This is a genomic window from Pseudomonas sp. TMW22090, from assembly GCF_022496665.1.
Taxonomy (GTDB): Bacteria; Pseudomonadota; Gammaproteobacteria; order Pseudomonadales; family Pseudomonadaceae; genus Aquipseudomonas; species Aquipseudomonas gregormendelii.
In genome coordinates this window covers 152,203-173,584 of record NZ_SCFH01000007.1, presented here as the reverse complement: position 1 = coordinate 173,584, position 21,382 = coordinate 152,203, and the positions used below count along the sequence as shown (strand labels likewise).

Genomic DNA, 21,382 nt, shown 5'->3' with positions numbered 1-21,382 from the left:
AGTGGGCTGGGTGCGAAAGCTCTTAAATGGATGAGCTCATTCTTATGATCAACTCGGTCCACTGTGGGAGCTGGCTTGCCAGCGGTGAGGCCATCAAGTCCAGCGAAGATGTTGCCAGTTACGCCGCTATCGCTGGCAAGCCAGCTCCCACAAAGTCGTCATTGCCCCGGGTATTTGCTACTGGATCAGCGAGCCCCGCAGCGAGTGCGGCTGGGCGGCATCGATGTGCACGTCGGCAAACTGGCCAATCAGGGTTGGATTGTCGCAACGGAAGTTGACGATACGATTATTCTCGGTGCGGCCTTGCAGTTCGCCAGGGTCCTTTTTCGAATAATCGGTGACCAGGATCCGCTGGATCGAACCGACCATTTGTCGGCTGATTTCGAAACCTTGCTGGTTCAGGCGATGTTGCAAAGCATTCAGGCGCTCTTTTTTCAACGCTTCCGGCGTCTCGTCCGCCAGGTCGGCTGCCGGGGTGCCCGGGCGCTGGCTATAGACGAACGAGTAGGAAAAGTCGAAACCGACGTCCTCGATCAGTTTCATGGTCTGCTCGAAATCTTTTTCGGTTTCGCCCGGGAAACCGACAATAAAGTCCGAACTGATGCAAATTCCCGGAACGGCTGCACGCAGTTTGCGCAGCTTGGATTTGTACTCCAGCGCCGTGTGGTTGCGCTTCATCGCCGAGAGAATCCGATCGGAACCCGACTGCACCGGCAAATGCAGGTGTTTGACCAGTTCCGGTACTTCGGCGTGGGCCTGGATCAGGCTGTCGGAGAACTCCAGCGGGTGTGAAGTGGTGTAGCGGATGCGGTCGATGCCATCGACAGCCGCAACTACGCGGATCAGCTCGGCCAGGTCGGCCAGGCGTCCGTCGTGAGTGGCGCCACGATAGCCGTTGACGTTCTGGCCCAGCAGGGTCACCTCACGCACGCCATTTTCGGCCAGGTGGATGATCTCGGCGATCACGTCGTCGAACGGGCGGCTGACTTCTTCGCCGCGGGTGTAAGGCACCACGCAGAAAGTGCAGTACTTGCTGCACCCTTCCATGACCGACACGTAGGCGCTTGGGCCGTCGATGCGCGGCTCGGGCAGGTGGTCGAATTTTTCGATTTCCGGAAACGAGACGTCGACTTGCGGCAACTTGGTGGCACGCGCGGCGTCGATCATTTCCGGCAGGCGGTGCAGGGTCTGTGGTCCGAATACCACGTCGACATAGGGCGCGCGGTCGCGGATGGCCGCCCCTTCCTGGCTCGCCACGCAACCGCCCACGGCGATCACCATGTCCGGGTTGGCCAGTTTCAATTCGCGCCAGCGGCCGAGCTGGGAGTACACCCGGTCCTGGGCACGTTCGCGGATCGAGCAGGTATTGAGCAGGATCACGTCGGCATCTTCAGCGCGAGCGGTGACTTCCAGGGCCTGGTGTTCACCCAGCAAGTCGACCATGCGCGAGCTGTCGTACTCGTTCATCTGGCAACCGTGGGTTTCGATGTAAAGTTTCTTGGCCATGGACAGAGTCATCACGTGATTCAAAGAACCGCGCATTATAGGGAACATGGCCCCATGTTCCTACCGCTGTGCGTCCGGCGGCTATGCTATAGTTCGCGCCCTCATTTTTATCCCCCGATGTGTTGCTCGCCCACCATGACCAAACGTGAAGCTCCAATCTACAAGGTGATTTTCCTCAACCAGGGCCAGGTGTACGAAATGTATGCCAAACAGATCTATCAAAGTGATCTGTGGGGTTTCCTGGAAGTGGAAGAATTCGTCTTTGGCGAGCGCACGCAAGTGGTCGTCGATCCGAGCGAAGAGAAGCTCAAGGCTCAGTTCGAGGGTGTGGTACGCAGTTTTGTGCCGATGCATTCGATTGTGCGCATCGATGAAGTCGAGCGCCTGGGTACGCCAAAAATCAGCGAAGCCCGTGGCGCGGTCGGCAATGTGATGCCGTTTCCGATGCCGATGCCTGACAAGTAAGCCTTCGAGACCGCGTCGACCCTATCGCTGGCAAGCCAGCTGCCACAGTAGATCTGCGGTGTTCACATTATTTGTGAACGACAGCGCCCCTGTGGGAGCTGGCTTGCCAGCGATGGGGTCGTCAGATCGAAGCAAAAACTAGGGAAGTGGCGAAAACGGCGTACGCCCATCCGCGCTTTGCAATTCCATCAAATACTTGCGGAAAATCTGCCCGAGCACCTGAGTGGCCACCTCAAGTTCTTCACGCGGCATCTTCTCGGCCACCTCGTCGGCAGTGTCCAGCGCATCCTCCGCGCCATTGACCGCCGCCATCTTCAGCACGATATATGCCTGGACATTGTTGGCCGGCACGCCTTCGCCGTGGAAGAACATGGTGCCGAGCTTGAATTGCGCCTGGGCGTGGCCTTGCAGTGAGGCTTTTTCGAAGTAGCTCAGGGCTTGATTGAGGTCGCGCGGCGCATTTTTGCCGTCGTAGTAGAACTCACCCAACTCGTATTGCGCCTGTGCATCCCCTTCATCCGAGGCTTTCTGGCAGGCAGCAAGCGCCTGGGCCAAGTCCTGCGGCTGAGTATTGAGGGTGCAGCGACCCATCGCTGGGATTAACAACGAGTTGCCGCCTGCTTGTACAAGCAAGGGCTGAAGGAGCAACAGGCAGCCCAGTGCAAGGGCGCGGCCGGTGCGGTTCATGGGAATCGACTTACCTCTGAAGGGCGCGCGGACCCATCGAGGGGATCCAATAAGCGCGCATTATGAAATAAGCAGGGCCATCCTTACAAAGTCTTTACTCGTTTTTCTGCTGCGAGGGAAATATATAACCCACTTTGCGGGAAAAACCTGGCAGATGAGCAGGAAAGGGGGCGCGGATGCAGGGATTACTGACGCTGGCAATCGCCAGCGTCAGCGGCACGGCATTACTTCAAGGCAGCGAATGCACGTTCAGCGGCATCCAGCGTCAGTTTCAACTCGGCTTCGCCATGGGCGATCGAGGTGAAACCGGCTTCGAATGCGCTTGGCGCCAGGTACACGCCGCCTTCGAGCATCAGGTGGAAGAAACGCCCGAACAGCTTGGCATCGCTGGCCATCACGTCGTCGAAGGTCACGATGTCATCGGCACCACTGAAGTACAGGCCGAACATGCCGCCGGCCTGGGTGGTCACGAACGGGATACCGGCTGCATCGGCGCGTTGTTGCAGGCCATCGAGCAGGCGACTGGTGTAGTCGGTCAACTCGGCATGGAAGCCAGGACGGCTGATCAGGCGCAAGGTGGTCAGGCCCGCCGCCATTGCCAGCGGGTTACCCGACAGCGTACCAGCCTGGTAAACAGGCCCCAGTGGTGCAATGTGCGACATGATTTCACGCTTGCCGCCGAAGCAGCCAACCGGCATGCCACCACCAATGATCTTGCCGAAGGTGGTCAGGTCCGGGGTCACGCCGTAATGCGCTTGTGCACCGCCCAGTGCCACACGGAAACCGGTCATCACTTCGTCGAAAATCAGCACCACGCCGTGCTTGTCGCACAGGGTCCGCAGGCCTTCGAGAAAGCCCGGTGCCGGAGGAACGCAGTTCATGTTGCCGGCCACCGGCTCGACGATGATGCACGCGACTTCCTGGCCCACTTCAGCCAGCATGGTTTCGACCGCGTCGATGTCGTTGAAGGGCAAAGTCAGCGTGTGTCTGGCGAATGCCGCCGGTACACCTGCCGAACTCGGCACGCCTTGGGTCAGGGCGCCGGAACCGGCCTTGACCAGCAGGCTGTCGGAGTGACCGTGATAGCAGCCTTCGAACTTGATGATGCTGTCGCGCCCGGTAAACCCGCGGGCCAGGCGAATGGCACTCATGGTCGCTTCGGTGCCGGAGCTGACCATGCGCACCATTTCCATTGAAGGCACGAGCGAGCACACCAGATCCGCCATCTGGGTTTCCATCTCGGTCGGTGCGCCGTAGGACAGGCCGTGCTCAAGCTGCTTGCGCACGGCGTCCAGAACGTCCGGGTGGCTGTGGCCGAGGATCATCGGGCCCCACGAGCCGACGTAATCAACGTAGCGCTTATTGTCTTCGTCGGTGACGTAGGCCCCTTCAGCGTGTTTGAAAAACAGCGGCGTACCGCCAACGCTCTTGAACGCGCGCACTGGCGAGTTCACACCGCCGGGGATGTGTTTCTGGGCATTGGCAAATAGCGTTTCGGAACGGGACATGATCGGACTCTCAAATCAGATTTTAAGCGACTTAAATGGAAAGCAGTTCGTTGAACGCGCGGGCGCGGCGTGTGACTTCAGCCGTGCTTTCGGCGCCAAACAGGCCGTGGACCACCGCCAGCAGATCGACCCCGTGGGCCACCAGCGGCTCCGCGTTTTCCAGGGTGATGCCACCGATTGCGCAGATCGGCAAATGCAATGTGCTGCGAGCCCGATCCAGCAGTTCGAGGCTGCAGGTCGGCGCGCCGGGTTTGGTGGTGGAATTGAAGAAGCGACCGAAGGCAACGTAACTGGCGCCTTCTTTGGCGGCCTGCTCGGCAAGGTTGATCTGCGCGTGGCAGGTCGAACCGATGATTGCCTGGCGGCCCAGTAATGCGCGGGCCGGGGTCAACGGGCCGTCGGTCTGGCCGAGGTGTACGCCAACGTTCAGGCGCGCAGCCAGCTCGGCATCGTCATTGATGATCAGCCGGGTCTTGTACCGGTCGCACAGATCCCGCAGGGTTTCGGCCTCGCGCAGGCGCCGGGCTTCGTCCGTACTCTTGTCGCGGTACTGCAGCAGGGTGACGCCACCTTCCAGCGCCGCCTCCACGTACGAGAGGAATTTACCGGCCAGCAACTGGCTGTCGGTGATGGCGTAAAGGCCACGTAGTTTCATCGGACAAGCCTCACCGCATGACTAATGGGAAGTTACGAACAGAAATCCAGCGGCAGGCGGCGTGGCACAAATTGACCTTTACCCAGCTGCTCCGCATCACGCAAGGTGCGCCATGTGTAGTTAAGCGCGGTCTGCACGGCACTGACGAGGTTTTCACCCTGCGCCAGACGACCGGCCAGGGCGCTGGCCAGGGTGCAGCCGGAACCGTGATAACTGCCGGGCAAACGCTGGCAGGTGAAGGTTTCGCGGCGACCGTCGCGGGTGTACAGGCGGTTGTGAATTTCCTGCTCGTCGCCGTGACCGCCGGTGATCAGCAGATGCTTGACGTAGGGCAGCAGTTTTTCCGCGCATTGGTCTGCCGTGCCTTCGGGGAGCTCGGCGAGGATGCGCGCTTCGGGCAGGTTGGGGGTGGCAATGATCGCCAGTGGGAGCAGGCGTTCGCGCATCGCGTAGCCGACTTCGTCCTTGCCCAGGCGTCCGCCGCCGCCCGCGCGCAATACCGGGTCGCAAACCATCGGCAAGTGCGGATGCGCCTGCAGCAGCTCGACCACGGTGTCGACCATTTCCAGCGAACCGAGCATGCCCAGCTTGACGGCGGCGACTTCGGAATCGTTGAGCACGGCGTTGGCCTGGGCCAGCACCCATGCTCGGTCGAGTACGCGGAAATCAGTGACGTTGACCGTGTCTTGCACAGTCAGCGCGGTGACGGCCGGAGCCGCATGACAACCCTGGGCGAGCAGGGCTTCGATATCTGCCTGCAAGCCGGCGCCACCACTGGGGTCGTGGCCGGAGAGACAGAGGACAACGGGGCGGGAGCTGTAGATATTCATGGTGCGCGAGCTTACCACCAGTCACTCGACTCATGACAGTGGACTCTGTAGCAGCAGGGTCGCTCCCACAGTCGGCATGAGGGGGGCAACCGCTCTAGCTCAATAGATAGCGCTGCAAAGCCCGTACTAGAGCCTTTCGAGTATATTTTTCAATGGTGTTCATTGGCCACTAACGGCTATGCTAGAGTGGATCCAAATCAATAACAGGTAATACCGGTTTTACGTCTACTCAAAGGGAATGAGGGGCTTCCTGAGATAACCGGACCGGCCACGCTGGGGCTTAGATGCGCTATTTGCTGATGTTGCTGCTCTGCTTTCCCCTTTTGGCGAGCGCAGTCGAATTCGACGAGAACACTCAAAGCCTGCCATTGGGCCGAACCCTGCAAGTGTTCGAAGACGCGGGCGGGCAAGCGACCATTGCCGACGTCCGTGCCGAGGATGCCGCAGGACGGTTCAAACCCCACGATAATGCCACCCTCAACGCCGGCTATTCGCGTTCAGCGTTCTGGCTGAAAATCGACCTGCACTATCGTCCGAAGAATCCAGCGACGCAAAGAACCTGGCTGCTGGAACTGGCCTATCCGCCCCTCGATCATCTGGATCTGTATTTACCCGACGCTGCGGGCGAATACCGACTGGTGCGCCAGACCGGCGATGCCTTGCCTTTCTCCACCCGCGAAATTCGCCAGAACAATTACCTGTTCGATCTCGATTTCACCCCCGACCAGGCGCAAACCCTGTACCTGCGCCTGCAAAGCGAGGGGTCGATCCAGGCGCCGGTGACCTTGTGGTCCAGTACCGCGTTTCTCGAAGAGCAACCGCTACGCCTGTATGTGCTGGGCCTGATCTACGGTGTGTTGCTGGGGATGCTGGTCTATAACCTGTTCATCTACCTGAGCGTGCGGGACACCAGCTACCTCTATTACATCTTCTATATTGCCTCGTTCGGCCTGTACCAACTGTCGGTGAACGGTGCGGCCGTGCAATATTTCTGGCCGGACAATCCCTGGTGGGCCAACGCCGCCACACCGTTCTTCATCGGCTGTGCCGGGTTGTTTGGCAGTCAGTTCGCCCGCAGCTTCCTGCAGACGGCCACCTACAGTCGCTGGCTCGATCGCTTGCTGCTGGCGCTGGTTGTGTTTGGCGCAGTGGTCATCGGTTTGTCCCTCATGACCAGCTACGCCCTGGCCTTGCGCCTGGCCACGGCCCTGGCGCTGATTTTTACCGTGGTGATTTTTGCCGCAGGGATCTTCGCCTGGCTGCGCGGTTTGCGCGTGGCGCGGTATTTCATCATTGCCTGGTCGGCCTTTTTGCTCGGCGGCATCATCAACACACTGATGGTCCTGGGTTACCTGCCAAACGTATTCCTGACCATGTATTCCAGCCAGATCGGTTCGGCCATCGAAGTGGCACTTCTGTCCCTGGCGCTGGCCGACCGCATCAATGCCATGCGCGAGCAGCAGGCGCAGACCCTGTTTGATGCCGGGCAGAAGCTCGAAGTGCTGAACCAGCAACTGGCGCACAGCAACCGGCTCAAGGACGAATTCCTCGCCACCCTGACCCACGAGTTGCGCACGCCCATGAACGGGGTCATCGGTTCGCTGGAGCTGATGCAAACCGTCGCGATGGATCCGGAGCTGGAGCAGTACCAGCAAACGGCGGCAGGATCTGCCCGGGACATGATGCGCATGGTCAACGGCATCCTCACGTTGACCGAGTTGCAGGCCGGCAGGCTTACGGCCAGCGCGGCGACGTTCAGTCTGCGCAGCGTGATCGAAGCCTTGCGCGTGCAGTTCGAGAGCAATGCCCTGAGCAAGTCGCTGGACTTCAAGGTCGACGTGACACCCGGCCTTCCAGACCGCCTGCACGGTGACAGCGCCAAGCTGATGCAATGCCTGGAATGCCTGCTGGACAATGCGATCAAGTTCACCCGGGTCGGTGGGCTGGCGCTGCGCGTCACAGGCAAACCTGCGCAACCTGGAAGAATGGCGCTGTGTTTTGCGGTGATCGATACCGGTATCGGTTTTACCGACCTGGGGGAGGCGACCATGTATCAGCGCTTCTTCCAGCTCGATGGCTCAATGACCCGCGAGTATGGCGGGCTGGGCGTGGGTCTGGCCATTTGTCGGCAGCTGGTCGAGTTGCTTGGGGGGCGACTGACGCACCGCTCCGAGCCAGGTCGCGGCAGTCGTTTCCAGCTGGACGTCGAATTTGAACTGTCAATAACGCAATCCCCGCCCCGCACTTCACAGCATTACTCGCGCCTGCGCCAGCCGCGAGATTGCAAGGTGCTGCTGGTGGACGGGAACACCGTCAACCAACTGGTTATCCGCGGCATGCTGCTCAAGCTCGGGTACCAGGTGCGCACGGCCGACAGCGGGTCGGCGGCACTCGATTACCTGCAGCGGGAGGCGTTTGATGCGGTATTGCTCGACTGCCAATTGCCGCCATTCAATGGCATGCCTGTCAGTAGCCAGATCCGTACGCTGGCGGGCTGCGCCGAGCTTGCGGTCTTCATGATTGCCTTGAGCATTGATCGCGAGCACTGCACCGGCGCCAGTTTCACCGACTACTTGAGCAAGCCGGTGAAGTTCGAGGATTTGCAGGCGGCACTGCAACGCCGGGTGCTGGGTTTTGAGCAGGGCGAAAGCGCCGCCAATTAGGCAGGTATGACACTTTGAACGCTCAGGGGGCAGTGCTTAACTGAAAACCCCTTGGCCGACCAAAGGAGCCCCGTCATGAACCTGCATCAGTTCGCCGAAACCCACGAAGTCACTAACCAGCCACCGTCGCTGGATGGCGCCAACCTGTACCGCGTCGATTTGCCGCTGCAGCAATGGTCGCGGCATTTTGGCGCCGGCTGGGCCGAATCGCGCATTGATGCCTACGGTGCGCTGGCCGGTGGGCCGCTGATGGCAGCCGGGTTCCTGGCCAACGAGAACAAGCCGGTATTTTCCAGCCACGACCGATACGGCCATCGCATCGACCTGGTGGAATTTCACCCGGCCTATCATGAGTTGATGCGCACGGCGGTCGAGCATGGCCTGACGTCGTTGCCCTGGGCGCAGCCGCAGCCGGGAGCGCACGTTGCCCGCGCCGCCATGACCTATCTGCATAGCCAGGCCGAAGCCGGTAGCGGTTGCCCGCTGACCATGACGTTTGCCAGCGTGCCGGCCCTGCGCCTGCAGCCAAATCTGGCTGACATTTGGCTGCCGAAAATCCTCGCCACCGAATACGATCCGCGCAACATCGGCATGGCGCACAAGGCGGGCGTCACCATCGGCATGGCCATGACCGAGAAACAGGGCGGCACCGATGTTCGGGCCAATACCACCAAGGCTTATCCGGTTGGCGCCAGTGGACCGGGCCAGGCGTACGAACTGGTGGGTCACAAGTGGTTCTGCTCGGCGCCGATGTGCGATGCCTTCCTGACGCTGGCCCAGACCGACAAAGGCTTGACCTGCTTCCTGTTGCCGCGCCATCGCCCGGACGACACTCGCAACCAGTTCTACATCCAGCGCCTCAAAAACAAGCTCGGCAACTGCTCCAATGCCTCCAGCGAAGTAGAGTTTCGCGGCGCGCTGGCGTGGATGGTCGGCGAGGAAGGGCGCGGGGTGCCGACCATCATCGAGATGGTGGCCATGACTCGCTTTGATTGCATGGTCGGTTCCAGTTCGCTGATGCGCCAGGCCTTGACCCAGGCGAGCCATCACTGCGCGCACCGCAGCGTCGGGGGCAGGCTGCTGAGTGAGCAACCGCTGATGCAGAATGTGCTGGCGGACCTGGCCCTGGAAAGCGAAGCCGCCCTGGCCTTGAGCCTGCGCATGGGCCGCGCCCTGGATCATTTGGCTGACGATCATGAAGCAAAATTCGCCCGGCTGGTGACCGCCGTGGGCAAGTACTGGATCTGCAAACGTGCACCGGCCATGATCAACGAAGCCGCCGAATGCATGGGCGGTGCGGGGTATGTCGAGGACAGCATCCTGCCGCGCCTGTACCGCGAGGCGCCGGTGAACTCAACGTGGGAAGGCTCCGGCAACGTGCAGTGCCTGGACGTGCTGCGGGCGTTGTCGAAAGAGCCCGGCGTGCTCGATGTGCTGTTCAGTGAACTGGGCGATGGCCATGGCGACAAGCGCCTGGCGGCGCATATCCACCAGCTGCAGGCAGCATTCAGGGACACGGGCGATATCCAGTACCGAGCCCGCCAGCTCACCGAGGACATCGCCCTGGGTTTGCAGGCCAGGTTGTTGCTGGAGGCGGGTAATGCTGCCGTCAGTGATGCGTTCATCGCCAGCCGACTCGGCTCGAACGGCCGCGTGTATGGTGCGCTGCCACGCGGCCTGGAGGTAGAAGCGATCGTCGCCCGATCAACCCCGCAGATGATTTGAAGGGCAAAAGATCGTCCGAACGCGGCCCGGGCCTTCGGACGATCTTTTTTTCACTGTTCCCGTCCGACGACGATGCAGGCAAGATGAAGCTCTGCAAGTCAGAACACAGGATGCTGATCGTGACCGAAGCTTTTATTGTCGTTCAAACCGCCGAGCAAGCCGTGGATCGGCTTGCGCTCTTGCACGAACGTGCAACCACTGCGCTGAATCAGGCGCTCAAGCGTTACCTCAAGGATCGTATAGAACCGGACGCCGAACAGCGTGCGATGTTTCGTTATCCCGAACTGCGTCTGACCTATCACTGCCAGGGCGAAGTGCCGCAGACCACCCGCGCCTACGCCAAGGTTCAACTGCCGGGCACTTACAGTGTCACCGTCACTCACCCTGCGGCGTTTCGCAAATACCTGCTCGAACAGCTGGTGCCGCTGATGCATGACTTCACCGTGACCGTGGAAGTCGGGATCAGCCAGCAGAACATTCCCTATCCGTACGTGGTCGAGCAAGGCGACGAGCTGGCGGGTTCCGGGGTAACGGCTGCTGTCCTGGCACGCGTCTTCCCCAGTACCGACCTGTCCGCCGCCACCGATGGCATTGCCGACGGCCTGTACGACTGGGAAAACACTGACCCGCTGCCACTGGCCCTGTTCGACGCCGCACGGGTGGATTTCTCCCTGCGTCGCCTGGTGCACTACACCGGCAGCGACTGGCGCCATGTGCAGCCGTGGATCCTGCTGACCAACTACCACCGCTACGTCGACCAGTTCATCGTGCATGGCCTTGAGCAGTTGCGCAGCGACCCGCGTTTCGTGCGCATGGTACTGCCGGGCAACGTGATCATTGAAAAGAGCATGGACCACGGCGAGGCATCGGCCATTGCCGCAGGCGTGGTGTGGCATCGCTACCAGATGCCGGCCTATCACCTGATCGCCAGCGATGGTCATGGCGTGACCCTGGTGAATATCGGCGTCGGCCCCTCCAACGCCAAGAACATCACCGATCACCTGGCGGTACTGCGCCCGCATTGCTGGCTGATGATCGGCCACTGTGGCGGCCTGCGTCAGTCCCAGACCATCGGCGACTACGTGCTGGCTCACGCCTACATGCGGCGCGACGGCATTCTCGACCGGGTGGTGCCACCCAATATCCCGATTCCGGCCCTGGCAGAAGTGCAGATGGCCTTGCAGCAGGCGGCGGCGAACATCACTGGCGAGAAGGGCGACGAGCTGAAGAAGCGCCTGCGCACCGGTACCGTACTGACCTATGACGACCGTAACTGGGAACTGCGCTGGGCCCAGGAGCGTCCGCTGATCAACCTGTCCCGCGCCGTGGCGGTGGACATGGAAAGCGGCACCATTGCCGCCCAGGGCTATCGCTTGCGGGTGCCGTACGGCACGTTGCTGTGCGTTTCGGACAAGCCGCTGCACAGTGAAATCAAGCTGCCGGGCTCGGCGAACGCGTTCTACGAGCGTGCGGTCAGCCAGCACTTGAAGATTGGCATCGAAGCGGTGGACCTGTTGCGCACGGAACTCAACTCGCTGCACTCGCGCAAATTGCGCAGCTTCGACGAACCGCCGTTCCGCTGATTGTTCTCATGGTCATTTGGCGGTCAGGGCACTAGCATTAGCAGCCCTGACCGTTAGATGTTCTCTTCGCCATGTCCCGTCCCCCACGTCCTGCTTCCCGCCGCCCCGGTGCGAACCTTGCGCCATCCGCCTCGGCCCCGCGCCGGGTCGCCAAAGCGCCGCCTGCCGAACCCCGGCTGATCCTGTTCAACAAGCCATTCGATGTGCTGACTCAATTCAGCGACGGCGAAGGGCGGGCGACGCTCAAGGATTACATCGAGATACCCGGCATCTACCCGGCAGGACGTCTGGATCGCGACAGCGAAGGCTTGCTGTTGCTGACCAATGACGGACAGCTGCAGGCGCGCATCGCCGACCCGAAACACAAGCTGGCCAAGACCTACTGGGTGCAAGTGGAAGGCGAGCCGAACGCTGTGCAGCTGCAGCGCTTGCGCGACGGCGTCGAGCTCAATGACGGCATGACCTTGCCCGCCGAGGCGCGGCAGCTGGAAGAACCGCAGCTTTGGCCGCGCAATCCTCCCGTGCGTTTTCGCAAGAGTGTGCCCACCAGTTGGCTGGAACTGGTGATTCGCGAGGGCCGCAACCGCCAGGTGCGGCGCATGACGGCTGCGGTGGGTTTGCCGACCTTGCGTCTGGTGCGCGTCAGAATTGGCGACTGGTCGATCGAAGGGCTCGATCAAGGCCAGTGGAAGGAAGTGCCGGCGCGTTTATAAGGCGCCGGACTCGATCAGGCCGATCACCACGCTCTTGATGATGAACGCGGCCACGCCCAGGCCCAGCACGAAGAACAGAATCATTGAACCGAAGCGACCGGCCTTGGATTTCTTCGCCAGATCCCAGACGATGAAACCCATGAATATGATCAGGATGGTGACCAGTCCGGTCATCATCCACTCTTCGAATACGGCAGGATCCATCGAAACTCTCCGGCGTGGGCGCGGCTAAAATTGCGGGGGGCGAGTATACGCCACGCAAGGTTCGCGCAGCATTGACCTGCGTCGGTGTGCCGCAGTCATTGGTCGCCTTCGCCGACCCTATCGCTGACAAGCCAGCTCCCACAGGGTTTGTGCTCGCTCACAATCGTGAGTTCAACACAAAACCTGTGGGAGCGTGGCTTGCCCGCGATGGCGTCTTCAGCTGCGCAGATGTGTAAGCGGCAACTCGGTACTGTTCAAAACCTGGTTCAATACAAAACTCGAGCGCACACTCGTCACCCCGTCAATCCGGGTCAAGTGCCCCAGCAGCAGCTTCTGGTAGTGATCCATATCCGGCACCACTACCTTGAGCTGATAGTCGGCGTCCATCCCCGTCACCAGGCTGCATTCGAGCACCTGGGGCAAAGTGCGGATCGCCGCCTCGAAGTTCTCGAAGCGTTCCGGCGTGTGCCGGTCCATACCGATCAGCACGTACGCGGTCAGGCTCAGTCCGAGCATCTTGCGATCCAGCAGGGCCACCTGGCGGGTGATGTAGCCGTCGTCCTCCAATTGCTTGACCCGACGTGAGCAAGGGGAAGGCGACAGGCCTATGCGTTCGGCCAGCTCCTGATTGGAGATGCGCGCATCACGCTGCAATTCCGCCAAAATGCTCAAGTCGTATCGGTCGAGTTTGCTCATCATTCAGGCCTTTATCATAACTATTGCGGCAGATTATCTATCCAGGGTTAAAAATTGCGCAAGTGATGTTTAATTCAGCAATCTTCGCAATCCTCTGCCGCAGCCTCAAGCCTATTCTTATTACCAGAATCACTGCTCGGACAAACAGTCCACTGCAGCTCGCCCAATCAGGTCAGCTGCGGCCGCCACCCCCACCGGGGATGTGCCGGCCTCCGAGCTGCACACTGTCCAGAAGACGGCGTGAGGTGAGCCGACGTCATAAGCGTCGAGCACGGACGAAGTTCTCAAGGGGAGGCCGACGGGTCTCCCTTTTTTAATGCCTGCGAAAAATACTGCGCGACTGATAACCTGTTGCAGAACCGGCCTGTGCTTTCCCAGTCTTATGTACAAGCCCTGAGCTCCTGTGAGGAAAAGCATGAAGTCGCGCATCTGGCGTTTGGCCGGTGTTGGTTTGCTGTGCATCAGCGTCACGACCCAGGCGCTGGCTGACGAGCCGCAAAATCGGGGGCCTGGTGGTGGCCCGCAAGGTGATGCTCGCCAGGGCAATAATCCGGGGCGCGGTGGCAACGATCATTCGCAACGCCCGCAGAATGCGCCCCAGCAGAGTAATCAGCCCCGTGGGCAGGGCAACGACATCATTCGCGGTGACAACAGTCGACAGTTCGAGCAGAACGGACCCAATCGCAACGGGCAAAGTCGCCCGCCACCGGATTACAACAGCCCGGTGCGACCACCGCCGCCTCCACCCCAGTTACCCGCCAATGACCTGCCGATCCAGGGTCGCCCCGACAGCGTGCACCAGACCCAGCAACCTCAGCGGGGCTATTATCAGGATGTGCCACGGCGCAACGATGCTAACCCGCAGTGGCAAGTCGGCGGGCCGGGGGCGCGTCCCGATGACCATCGTAATGACAATCGCTGGCCCGGTCGCCCGCCTGGGCACGGTAATGGCTGGGGACCTGGGCCGCAATATCGTCCAGGGCATGTGATCGACCGCTTCCCGGACCGTGATTATCGTGTGCCCTACGGTGGCCGCGATTACTTCTACTCGGGCGGCTACTGGTACCGTCCACAGGGGCCACGTTATGTGGTGGTGCAACCGCCGCGCGGGATCCGGGTGGGCTACCTGCCCGATTACGCACGCGAGGTGTGGATCGGCGGTTCGCTGCTGTTCCTGGCGGCCGGTTCGTACTATGCCTATCAGGAAAGCACCCGGGATTACGTGGTGGTCGAGCCACCGGGACAACCGCTGCCACAGTCGGCCAGCAACGGCTACGACGTTGAAGCTTACCCGGCCAATGGACAGTCGCCGGAGCAGGTCAATCAGGACGGCTACGACTGCTACCGCTATGCAGTCGAGCAGAGTGGTTTCGATCCACGTGCCGACACTTATCAGCCGGACCCCTCGGTGGTGCAGATCTACCGGCAGGCCCAGGGCAACTGCCTTGGCAGTCGCGGTTATCAGGTCAAATTCTGAGCGCGGGCCGCTTGCACCACTTCTTGCGGGTCGGCGTGCACCAACACCTCGGCCCGTGGGTAGGCGGCGTGGATGGCATCGGCGGCCTGGTCGCTGATGCCGTGGGCCACTGCCAGGGTCAGGTCGCCTGGCAGCTCCAGGTGTAACTGCACAAACCACTGGTTGCCCGAGACCCGGGTGCGCAAGTCATGCGCACCCAGCACGCCCGGTACACTGCAGGCCAGTTCAAGCATGTGCTGGCTGACATCCGGTGGCAGCTCTTCATCCATCAGCACGGTAAAACTCTCCCGGGCGATGTGGATTGCGCTCCACAGGATGTAGGCGGCGATGCCCAGCCCGAACCACGCATCTAGCTGATGCCAGCCGAACGCCGCCAGCACCAGTGCCACCAGGATGCTGCCATTGAGCAGCATGTCCGAGCGATAGTGCAGCGAGTCGGCGCGCACTGCATTGGAGCCGGTGGCCTTGACCACACGATGCTGCAGCATCAGCAGCGCCAGGGTCAGTGCCAGGGAGAACAGGATCACCCCGATGCTGATCCAGGCTGCGCCTATCGGTTCCGGATGCTGCAGCCTGTCAAACGCCTGCAGGGCGATCAGCACCGCACTCCCGCCAATGAACAACGCCTGGGCCATACCGGCCAGCGACTCGGCCTTGCCATGGCCGTAGCGGTGATCGTCATCGGCCGGGCGCAGGGCGTAATGCACCGCCAGCAGGTTGAGCATCGAAGTGACGCCGTCCAGCGCCGAATCGGTCAGCCCGGCGAGCATGCTGACCGAGCCGCTCAACCACCAGGCAATGGCTTTGGCGACGATCAGCGTACAGGCCACCGCCACCGAGGCACGGGTCGCCAGCCGCAGCAGGCGGGCGTGTTCGGAGCTTGAGATCATAGGTGCGGCGGTTCCTTGCAACAGGTTTATGCAGCGGGTTGCAGGCCGAACATGGCCAACTGCTGGGTGCTGCCCTTGTGCTGGATCAGGCGTGGATCATCCAGCGGGAAGCTGCGGCCCAGTTCGGTTTCCAGAATGGTCTGCAATTTGCGGTTGTCGACCTTGCCGTCGGCGCCAATCGCTTCCTGGAGTTTTTCCGGAGCCACTTGGGCGGTCTTCCCGGGTTCGAAGTAGATCGCGCCAGTGGCGAAGTCCACGGCGAAGGCGATCAGGCCCGGGACGATGTAGAACAGCAGGCCCACGGCATCGAGCACGGCAATGGCCGGATCGATCTTGCCATCGATCTGACCGCGGCGATCAGGGTAGAAGATCGATCCGCAGGCGGTCACTTGAGTCAGCAGGGTCGCAACTAGAACACCACCAATCAGGCGAAAGGGAGCACGCATTTGAATCTCCTTGAGTCATCTGGAAAACGAAGCGTCGTCGGTATGAATTAGGACCGTGAGAAACGCCAGGCAGTTCGCCGTTATACTCGCGCCTCTGTTTGGGAGCCAGCATGATTTCTTTACCGATCGATGAAGTTTTACCCGCCCTGCGTGAAGCCTTGGCCGCACGTCATGAAGCGGTGCTCGAAGCACCGCCCGGCGCGGGCAAGACCACTCGGGTACCGCTGGCCTTGCTCGACGAGCCCTGGCTGGCCGGGCAGACCATCCTCATGCTCGAACCACGACGTCTGGCCGCGCGAGCGGCGGCGGAGCGCCTGGCCAGTGAGTTGGGCGAGAAGGTCGGGGAAACCGTGGGCTATCGGATTCGCCTGGACAGCCGGGTGGGGCCCAACACCCGTATCGAAGTGGTCACCGAAGGTATCCTCACTCGACGCCTGCAGGATGACCCGGCCCTGGAAGGCGTGGGCCTGTTGATCTTCGACGAATTCCACGAGCGCAGCCTGGATGCCGACCTGGCCCTGGCCCTGAGCCTCAACGGCCGGGAACTGTTCCGGGAAGACCAGCCGCTGAAAATCCTGCTGATGTCGGCCACCCTCGAAGGCGAGCGCCTGGCCGGGTTGCTCGATGATGCGCCGATACTGCGCAGCGAGGGGCGCATGTACCCGGTGGAGATGCGCTGGGGCAGGCCTTTCCAGGCGGGTGAATTCATCGAACCGAGACTGGTGCAGACAATACTTGAAGCCTTGAACGATGAAGCCGGCAGCGTTCTGGTGTTCCTGCCCGGGCAGGCGGAAATTCGGCGGGTGCATCAACAGCTGGCCGATGCGCTGGGCGACAGTTCCCAGGTTCTGCTCTGCCCGCTGCACGGCGAGCTGGACCTTGGCGCCCAGCGCGCGGCTATTGAGCCGGCTCCTGCGGGCAAGCGCAAAGTAGTGCTGGCCACCAACATCGCCGAGACCAGCCTGACCATCGACGGTGTGCGTGTGGTGATCGATGCCGGGCTGGCGCGGGTGCCGCGCTTCGACCCCGGCAGTGGCATGACCCGCCTCGACACCCAGCGAATTTCCCGTGCCAGTGCCACCCAGCGTGCGGGCCGGGCCGGGCGCCTGGAGCCGGGGGTGTGTTATCGCCTGTGGTCCCAGGATCAGCACGAACAGCTGGCGGCCTATGCCAGTGCGGAAATCCTCTCGGCTGACCTTGCCAGCCTGGCCTTGCAACTCGGTCGCTGGGGTGTAACGCCCGGGCAACTGGTCTGGCTCGACATCCCGCCGGCCGCCGCTTATGCGCAGGCGCAGGATCTGCTGCAACGCCTGGGCGCTCTGGATGGCGAGACGCTGACCCGCCACGGCCAGGCCATGGCCGAGCTGCCGGCGCATCCACGTATTGGTCATTTACTGTTGCGCGGCCAGGACCTGGGGTTGGCAGACATGGCCTGCGACGTCGCGGCTCTGCTGGGGGAGCGCGATATCCTGCGCGGCGCCGGTGCCGATCTGCATAGCCGGTTGGTCCTGTTGTCCGGCGCGGAACGCCCCGCGCGTGGCGCCCAGGGCGGCGTCCAGCGTGCGCGGCAACTGGCACGGCAGTATCGCGGCTACCTGCGGGGCAAGGCGACGCAGGCGGTCAGTGATCCCGAACATCCACGCTGGCTGGGCGCGCTGTTAGCGCTGGCCTATCCCGACCGCGTGGCGCAGCAACGCCGTGCCGGTGGCGCCGAGTATCGCCTGGCCAACGGCCGGGCGGCGCTGTTCGCCGAAGCGGACAGCCTGATGAAGCAAGCGTGGCTGGTGATTGCCGACCTGGGCAGTCGCCAGGGCCAGCGAGAGGAACGGATTTACCTGGCGACGGATTTTGATCCGGCGCTGTTCGACTCCGTGCTGTGCGAGCAAGTGCGCGTAGTCGACCAGCTTGACTGGGATGAGCGCGAGGGCGTGTTGCGCGCCGAGCGCCAACGCAAGGTTGGGGAACTGATCCTCAGCCGCGAGCCGTTGACCGGCCTGGATGAAAGCGCCCGGAGTCAGGCGCTGGTCAATCTGGTGCGGCGCAAGGGCCTGGAGCTATTGCCGTGGACCCCGGAGCTGCGCCAGTGGCAAGCCCGAGTGGCGCTGTTGCGCCAGCTGGATCTGGCGGGGAAGGGCCAGAGCGAATGGCCGGACGTCAGCGACGCCGCGTTGCTAAAAAGCCTTGAACACTGGCTGATGCCGTATCTGGGCAAGGTTTCGCGGCTGAGCCATTTCAGCAACCTGGACCTGTCGAGCATCGTCCACAACCTGTTGCCCTGGCCGCTGCCGCAACGCCTGGACGAGCAGGCGCCGCATCACCTGAGCGTGCCGTCGGGCTCTTCGATCCGCCTGGATTACAGCGAGCAGCCACCGATCCTGGCGGTACGCTTGCAGGAACTGTTCGGCCTGTCGGACACCCCGCGCATCGCCGGCGGCAGGCAGGTGGTGAAACTGCACCTGCTATCCCCGGCGCGTCGGCCGGTGCAGGTGACCCAGGACCTGGCGAACTTCTGGCGCAGTACCTACGCCGAGGTGAAGAAGGACTTGAAAGGACGATACCCCAAGCATTACTGGCCGGATGATCCATTGGTGGCGGAGGCGACGGCGCGCATAAAACCGCGCAAAAGCTGAAGATCAACAGATCGCAGGCTATGCCAGCGCCTACGTTGGCTCGCATTCAAATGCAGGAGCCTGCGATCTTTTGACGGTCAAGCGGCCGCCCTGGCCGTCAGCTGCTCCCGACAGTAATCGGCAAACAACTGCGCCGGCTTGGTCAACTGGCCACGCTTTAACCACGCAGCCACCAGCCCGGAGCCGGTGACTGCCTCGGCGATGTCCACGCACACCACCTTCTTGCCGTCATAAGTGCATTCCGAGTGCGGCCGGGTTACCAGGATCGAGAAGCCGAATCCTTGCCCGACCATGCCCCGGACCATCTCGATCGACGGTGAGCTGAAAGCGATGTGCGGTGCCAGGTCGAGCTCTTCGAACAGGCTGACGAAGTAAGTTCGACTGGGCTGCACGTCCAGCAGAATCATCGGCTCCAGGCACAGGTCCCGCAGCGACACCTGCTTGAGCCGGGCGAATCGATGATCCTCGGGCAGCAATGCGTAAGGCCGTTGCGCCGGCATCAGCGGTTCGGTTTCGATGGTCGCATCCAGGTCGTGTTCGTACAGGATCGCCAGGTCGAAAGCGCCCGAGGTCAGACCCTGCACCAGCTCTTGCTGCTCGCCGTCGCGAATGCGGATTTTCACTCCGGGGTACAGTGCCGAGAAGCCGGCGATCAACTGCGGCAGGTACAGCGGTGCAACTGTTTCAAAGCAGCCGATATCGATTTGCCCGGCCACCACGTCGTTGTCGGCCAGGGCGTTCTGTTCGAACTCCTTGGCCATGCGCAGCAGTTCCTGGGCCTTGCGATAGAAGCGTCCACCGCTGGGCGTCAATGACACGCCCTGGGCGTGATGGCGAATCAGCAACTGCACGCCGAAGCTGTCTTCCAGGCCTTTGATCGCGGTGGAAATCGCGGGCTGGGCGATATACAGCTTGCGTGAAGCCTCGGCGACGCTGCCGCATTCGACGGTGGTGATGAAGTATTTCAGTTGACGCAGATTGTACGCAGCCACGGCAAACCTCGGATTGGATGGGTACGACATCCAGGCAATTTTGCGCCGACGGCTTCCGTTCTGACGACGGTGTTGTTGTGCCCGAACAATAACCACATAGGGCGTCACCGGGGAGATGGGTTGCCCAGTTTTTTCATGGTCTGCGAAGACATTTTTACTATTTTGGCTCGACACCGGCCTGGGCCACCATCCAAAGCGCTGGAAAAGCCCATGGAGCATCTGAACCTGCTCCAGACAGCCGCTCATAAGAAAACGGAGAACTGGCGATGACCACACCACGTGAAACCCGCGACTACCAGGCCGCCGACGCTGCGCACCACATCCACGCATTCGTTGATCAGAAGGCGCTCAACGAAGAGGGCCCGCGGGTGATGGTCCGTGGCGAACGCCTGCATCTGTGGGACAACGACGGTCGGCGTTACCTTGATGGCATGTCCGGGTTGTGGTGTACCAACCTTGGGTATGGACGCAAAGATCTGGCGGCTGCCGCATCCCGTCAGCTTGAACAGTTGCCTTACTACAACATGTTTTTCCACACCACCCACCCTCAGGTGATCGAACTCTCCGAGCTGCTGTTCAGCCTGCTGCCCGGGCAGTACAGCCATGCGATCTATACCAACTCCGGCTCCGAAGCCAACGAGGTGCTGATCCGCACCGTTCGCCGTTATTGGCAGGTGCTTGGCAAACCCGAGAAGAAGATCATGATCGGTCGCTGGAACGGCTACCACGGTTCGACCCTGGCGGCGACGGCGCTGGGCGGCATGAAGTTCATGCACGAGATGGGCGGCATGCTCCCGGACATCGAGCACATCGATGAACCGTACTTCTTCGCCCACGAAGGCAACTTGACCCCCGCTGAATTCGGCCTGCGGGCGGCGCAGCAACTGGAAGCGAAAATTCTCGAGCTCGGCGCCGACAAGGTGGCGGGTTTTATTGCCGAGCCGTTCCAGGGCGCGGGCGGCATGATCTTTCCGCCAGAAAGCTACTGGCCAGAGATCCAGCGGATTTGCCGCAAGTACGACGTGCTCTTGTGTGCCGACGAAGTGATCGGCGGCTTTGGCCGCACCGGTGAATGGTTCGCCCATGAGCACTTCGGTTCCGAACCGGACACGCTGTCGATCGCCAAGGGTTTGACCTCGGGTTACATCCCCATGGGCGCTTTGATCCTGTCGAGGAAAATGGCCCGGGTGCTGGTGGAGGAGGGCGGAGTGTTTGCCCACGGCCTGACCTATTCCGGGCACCCGGTAGCGGCGGCGGTGGCGATCGCCAATCTCAAGGCGCTGCGCGATGAAGGCGTGGTGACGCGGGTCAAGGATGACATCGGCCCCTACCTGCAACAGTGCTTGCGTGAAGTATTCGGCAATCATCCGCTGGTGGGGGATATCCAGGGCGTGGGCATGGTGGCGGCATTGCAACTGGCCGAGGACAGAACCAGCCGCAAGCGTTTTGCCAACGAGAACGATATTGCCTGGCGTTGCCGCACCCTTGGCTTTGAGGAAGGGGTCATTATCCGTTCGACCCTGGGCCGGATGATCATGGCGCCGGCGTTGATTGCCAGTCGCGAAGAGGTGGATGAACTGGTGGGCAAAACCCTCAAGGCAGTGGATCGGACTGCCCGGGAGTACGGTGTGCTCTGATACTCCAGGCAGGTCCTGCGAGAGCTATCGCGGGCAAGCCTTGCTCCCACAGAGTCTGTGGTGGTCAGACAATTT

At 61.6% G+C, this 21,382-nt stretch carries 18 protein-coding genes; 8 read left to right on the top strand and 10 right to left on the bottom strand.

The genetic code is table 11. The features are described 5' to 3' along the window. Positions 1-177: 177 nt before the first annotated feature. The gene (gene miaB, locus EQV97_RS20375; protein ID WP_163019395.1) at positions 178-1,506 is read right to left on the bottom strand and encodes a tRNA (N6-isopentenyl adenosine(37)-C2)-methylthiotransferase MiaB; all 1,329 of its coding nucleotides are present in this window, start codon (positions 1,504-1,506) and stop codon (positions 178-180) included. 135 nt (positions 1,507-1,641) lie between these two features. Between miaB and EQV97_RS20370 the strand changes: the two genes are divergently transcribed. After that, on the top strand, positions 1,642-1,971 hold the full coding sequence (locus EQV97_RS20370; RefSeq protein ID WP_045062075.1) for a DUF1820 family protein: 330 nt from the start codon (positions 1,642-1,644) through the stop codon (positions 1,969-1,971). 138 nt (positions 1,972-2,109) lie between these two features. Here the strand turns inward: EQV97_RS20370 and EQV97_RS20365 are convergent, their stop codons facing one another. The 4 genes from EQV97_RS20365 to EQV97_RS20350 form a co-directional block, all read right to left on the bottom strand. Next, positions 2,110-2,658 carry a tetratricopeptide repeat protein gene (locus tag EQV97_RS20365; protein ID WP_045062074.1) on the bottom strand — a complete coding sequence of 183 codons (549 nt, stop codon included), beginning with the start codon at positions 2,656-2,658 and terminating at the stop codon, positions 2,110-2,112. A 224-nt stretch (positions 2,659-2,882) separates the two neighbouring features. Continuing rightward, on the bottom strand, positions 2,883-4,166 hold the full coding sequence (gene hemL, locus EQV97_RS20360) for a glutamate-1-semialdehyde 2,1-aminomutase (RefSeq protein WP_240889649.1): 1,284 nt from the start codon (positions 4,164-4,166) through the stop codon (positions 2,883-2,885). A 31-nt stretch (positions 4,167-4,197) separates the two neighbouring features. Beyond that, entirely contained in the window at positions 4,198-4,821 is a 624-nt protein-coding gene (gene thiE / locus EQV97_RS20355) for a thiamine phosphate synthase (RefSeq protein ID WP_122838943.1), read from the bottom strand. 32 nt (positions 4,822-4,853) lie between these two features. Then, positions 4,854-5,651: a hydroxymethylpyrimidine/phosphomethylpyrimidine kinase gene (locus EQV97_RS20350; RefSeq protein WP_045062071.1), complete on the bottom strand. Its 798-nt coding sequence runs from the start codon at positions 5,649-5,651 to the stop codon at positions 4,854-4,856. A gap of 284 nt (positions 5,652-5,935) precedes the next feature. Between EQV97_RS20350 and EQV97_RS20345 the strand changes: the two genes are divergently transcribed. The 4 genes from EQV97_RS20345 to EQV97_RS20330 all read left to right on the top strand — a co-directional run bounded on the left by EQV97_RS20345 (position 5,936) and on the right by EQV97_RS20330 (position 12,335). Beyond that, a complete protein-coding gene (locus tag EQV97_RS20345) occupies positions 5,936-8,314 on the top strand; it encodes a hybrid sensor histidine kinase/response regulator (RefSeq protein WP_240889647.1) in 2,379 nt (792 codons plus the stop codon). Between the two features lie 75 nt (positions 8,315-8,389). Beyond that, entirely contained in the window at positions 8,390-10,039 is a 1,650-nt protein-coding gene (locus EQV97_RS20340; protein ID WP_240889645.1) for an acyl-CoA dehydrogenase family protein, read from the top strand. A gap of 83 nt (positions 10,040-10,122) precedes the next feature. Then, on the top strand, positions 10,123-11,622 hold the full coding sequence (gene amn / locus EQV97_RS20335; RefSeq protein ID WP_177328595.1) for an AMP nucleosidase: 1,500 nt from the start codon (positions 10,123-10,125) through the stop codon (positions 11,620-11,622). 71 nt (positions 11,623-11,693) lie between these two features. Continuing rightward, positions 11,694-12,335, top strand: a complete 642-nt coding sequence (locus tag EQV97_RS20330) for a pseudouridine synthase (protein WP_122838946.1) — start codon at positions 11,694-11,696, stop codon at positions 12,333-12,335. Here EQV97_RS20330 and EQV97_RS20325 read toward each other — a convergent pair. Both EQV97_RS20325 and EQV97_RS20320 read right to left on the bottom strand, forming a co-directional pair. Then, positions 12,330-12,539: a DUF2788 domain-containing protein gene (locus tag EQV97_RS20325; RefSeq protein ID WP_122838947.1), complete on the bottom strand. Its 210-nt coding sequence runs from the start codon at positions 12,537-12,539 to the stop codon at positions 12,330-12,332. The genes EQV97_RS20330 and EQV97_RS20325 overlap by 6 nt on opposite strands. 216 nt (positions 12,540-12,755) lie before the next feature. Continuing rightward, entirely contained in the window at positions 12,756-13,235 is a 480-nt protein-coding gene (locus EQV97_RS20320; RefSeq protein WP_045062103.1) for an Lrp/AsnC family transcriptional regulator, read from the bottom strand. A gap of 415 nt (positions 13,236-13,650) precedes the next feature. Here EQV97_RS20320 and EQV97_RS20315 point away from each other — a divergent pair, with 415 nt between their 5' ends. After that, the gene (locus tag EQV97_RS20315; RefSeq protein ID WP_240889643.1) at positions 13,651-14,712 is read left to right on the top strand and encodes a DUF6515 family protein; all 1,062 of its coding nucleotides are present in this window, start codon (positions 13,651-13,653) and stop codon (positions 14,710-14,712) included. Here the strand turns inward: EQV97_RS20315 and EQV97_RS20310 are convergent. After that, the gene (locus EQV97_RS20310) at positions 14,697-15,602 is read right to left on the bottom strand and encodes a cation diffusion facilitator family transporter (protein ID WP_122838950.1); all 906 of its coding nucleotides are present in this window, start codon (positions 15,600-15,602) and stop codon (positions 14,697-14,699) included. The two genes, EQV97_RS20315 and EQV97_RS20310, sit on opposite strands and share 16 nt — an antisense overlap. Positions 15,603-15,628: 26 nt before the next feature. Then, positions 15,629-16,048 (bottom strand): hypothetical protein, encoded by a 420-nt coding sequence (locus tag EQV97_RS20305; RefSeq protein WP_045062063.1) that lies wholly within the window; start codon positions 16,046-16,048, stop codon positions 15,629-15,631. A gap of 110 nt (positions 16,049-16,158) precedes the next feature. Here EQV97_RS20305 and hrpB point away from each other — a divergent pair, with 110 nt between their 5' ends. Next, entirely contained in the window at positions 16,159-18,678 is a 2,520-nt protein-coding gene (gene hrpB, locus EQV97_RS20300; RefSeq protein ID WP_240889641.1) for an ATP-dependent helicase HrpB, read from the top strand. Between the two features lie 77 nt (positions 18,679-18,755). Here hrpB and EQV97_RS20295 read toward each other — a convergent pair whose 3' ends face one another. Continuing rightward, complete coding sequence (locus EQV97_RS20295) at positions 18,756-19,670, bottom strand: LysR substrate-binding domain-containing protein (protein WP_240889639.1); 915 nt, start codon at positions 19,668-19,670, stop codon at positions 18,756-18,758. A gap of 266 nt (positions 19,671-19,936) precedes the next feature. Between EQV97_RS20295 and EQV97_RS20290 the strand changes: the two genes are divergently transcribed. Beyond that, positions 19,937-21,307 (top strand): aspartate aminotransferase family protein, encoded by a 1,371-nt coding sequence (locus tag EQV97_RS20290; protein ID WP_240889637.1) that lies wholly within the window; start codon positions 19,937-19,939, stop codon positions 21,305-21,307. Positions 21,308-21,382: the final 75 nt, after the last annotated feature.

Bases quoted from the DNA above. Each gene is read 5' to 3' on its own strand.
- EQV97_RS20290 (WP_240889637.1), top strand. From the start codon at position 19,937: ATGACCACACCACGTGAAACCCGCGACTACCAGGCCGCCGACGCTGCG.
- hrpB (WP_240889641.1), top strand. From the start codon at position 16,159: ATGATTTCTTTACCGATCGATGAAGTTTTACCCGCCCTGCGTGAAGCC.
- EQV97_RS20365 (WP_045062074.1), bottom strand. From the start codon at position 2,658: ATGAACCGCACCGGCCGCGCCCTTGCACTGGGCTGCCTGTTGCTCCTT.
- EQV97_RS20370 (WP_045062075.1), top strand. From the start codon at position 1,642: ATGACCAAACGTGAAGCTCCAATCTACAAGGTGATTTTCCTCAACCAG.
- thiE (WP_122838943.1), bottom strand. From the start codon at position 4,821: ATGAAACTACGTGGCCTTTACGCCATCACCGACAGCCAGTTGCTGGCC.
- amn (WP_177328595.1), top strand. From the start codon at position 10,123: ATGAAGCTCTGCAAGTCAGAACACAGGATGCTGATCGTGACCGAAGCT.
- EQV97_RS20310 (WP_122838950.1), bottom strand. From the start codon at position 15,602: ATGATCTCAAGCTCCGAACACGCCCGCCTGCTGCGGCTGGCGACCCGT.
- miaB (WP_163019395.1), bottom strand. From the start codon at position 1,506: ATGGCCAAGAAACTTTACATCGAAACCCACGGTTGCCAGATGAACGAG.
- EQV97_RS20350 (WP_045062071.1), bottom strand. From the start codon at position 5,651: ATGAATATCTACAGCTCCCGCCCCGTTGTCCTCTGTCTCTCCGGCCAC.
- EQV97_RS20320 (WP_045062103.1), bottom strand. From the start codon at position 13,235: ATGAGCAAACTCGACCGATACGACTTGAGCATTTTGGCGGAATTGCAG.
- EQV97_RS20330 (WP_122838946.1), top strand. From the start codon at position 11,694: ATGTCCCGTCCCCCACGTCCTGCTTCCCGCCGCCCCGGTGCGAACCTT.
- EQV97_RS20315 (WP_240889643.1), top strand. From the start codon at position 13,651: ATGAAGTCGCGCATCTGGCGTTTGGCCGGTGTTGGTTTGCTGTGCATC.
- EQV97_RS20345 (WP_240889647.1), top strand. From the start codon at position 5,936: ATGCGCTATTTGCTGATGTTGCTGCTCTGCTTTCCCCTTTTGGCGAGC.
- hemL (WP_240889649.1), bottom strand. From the start codon at position 4,166: ATGTCCCGTTCCGAAACGCTATTTGCCAATGCCCAGAAACACATCCCC.
- EQV97_RS20305 (WP_045062063.1), bottom strand. From the start codon at position 16,048: ATGCGTGCTCCCTTTCGCCTGATTGGTGGTGTTCTAGTTGCGACCCTG.
- EQV97_RS20340 (WP_240889645.1), top strand. From the start codon at position 8,390: ATGAACCTGCATCAGTTCGCCGAAACCCACGAAGTCACTAACCAGCCA.
- EQV97_RS20325 (WP_122838947.1), bottom strand. From the start codon at position 12,539: ATGGATCCTGCCGTATTCGAAGAGTGGATGATGACCGGACTGGTCACC.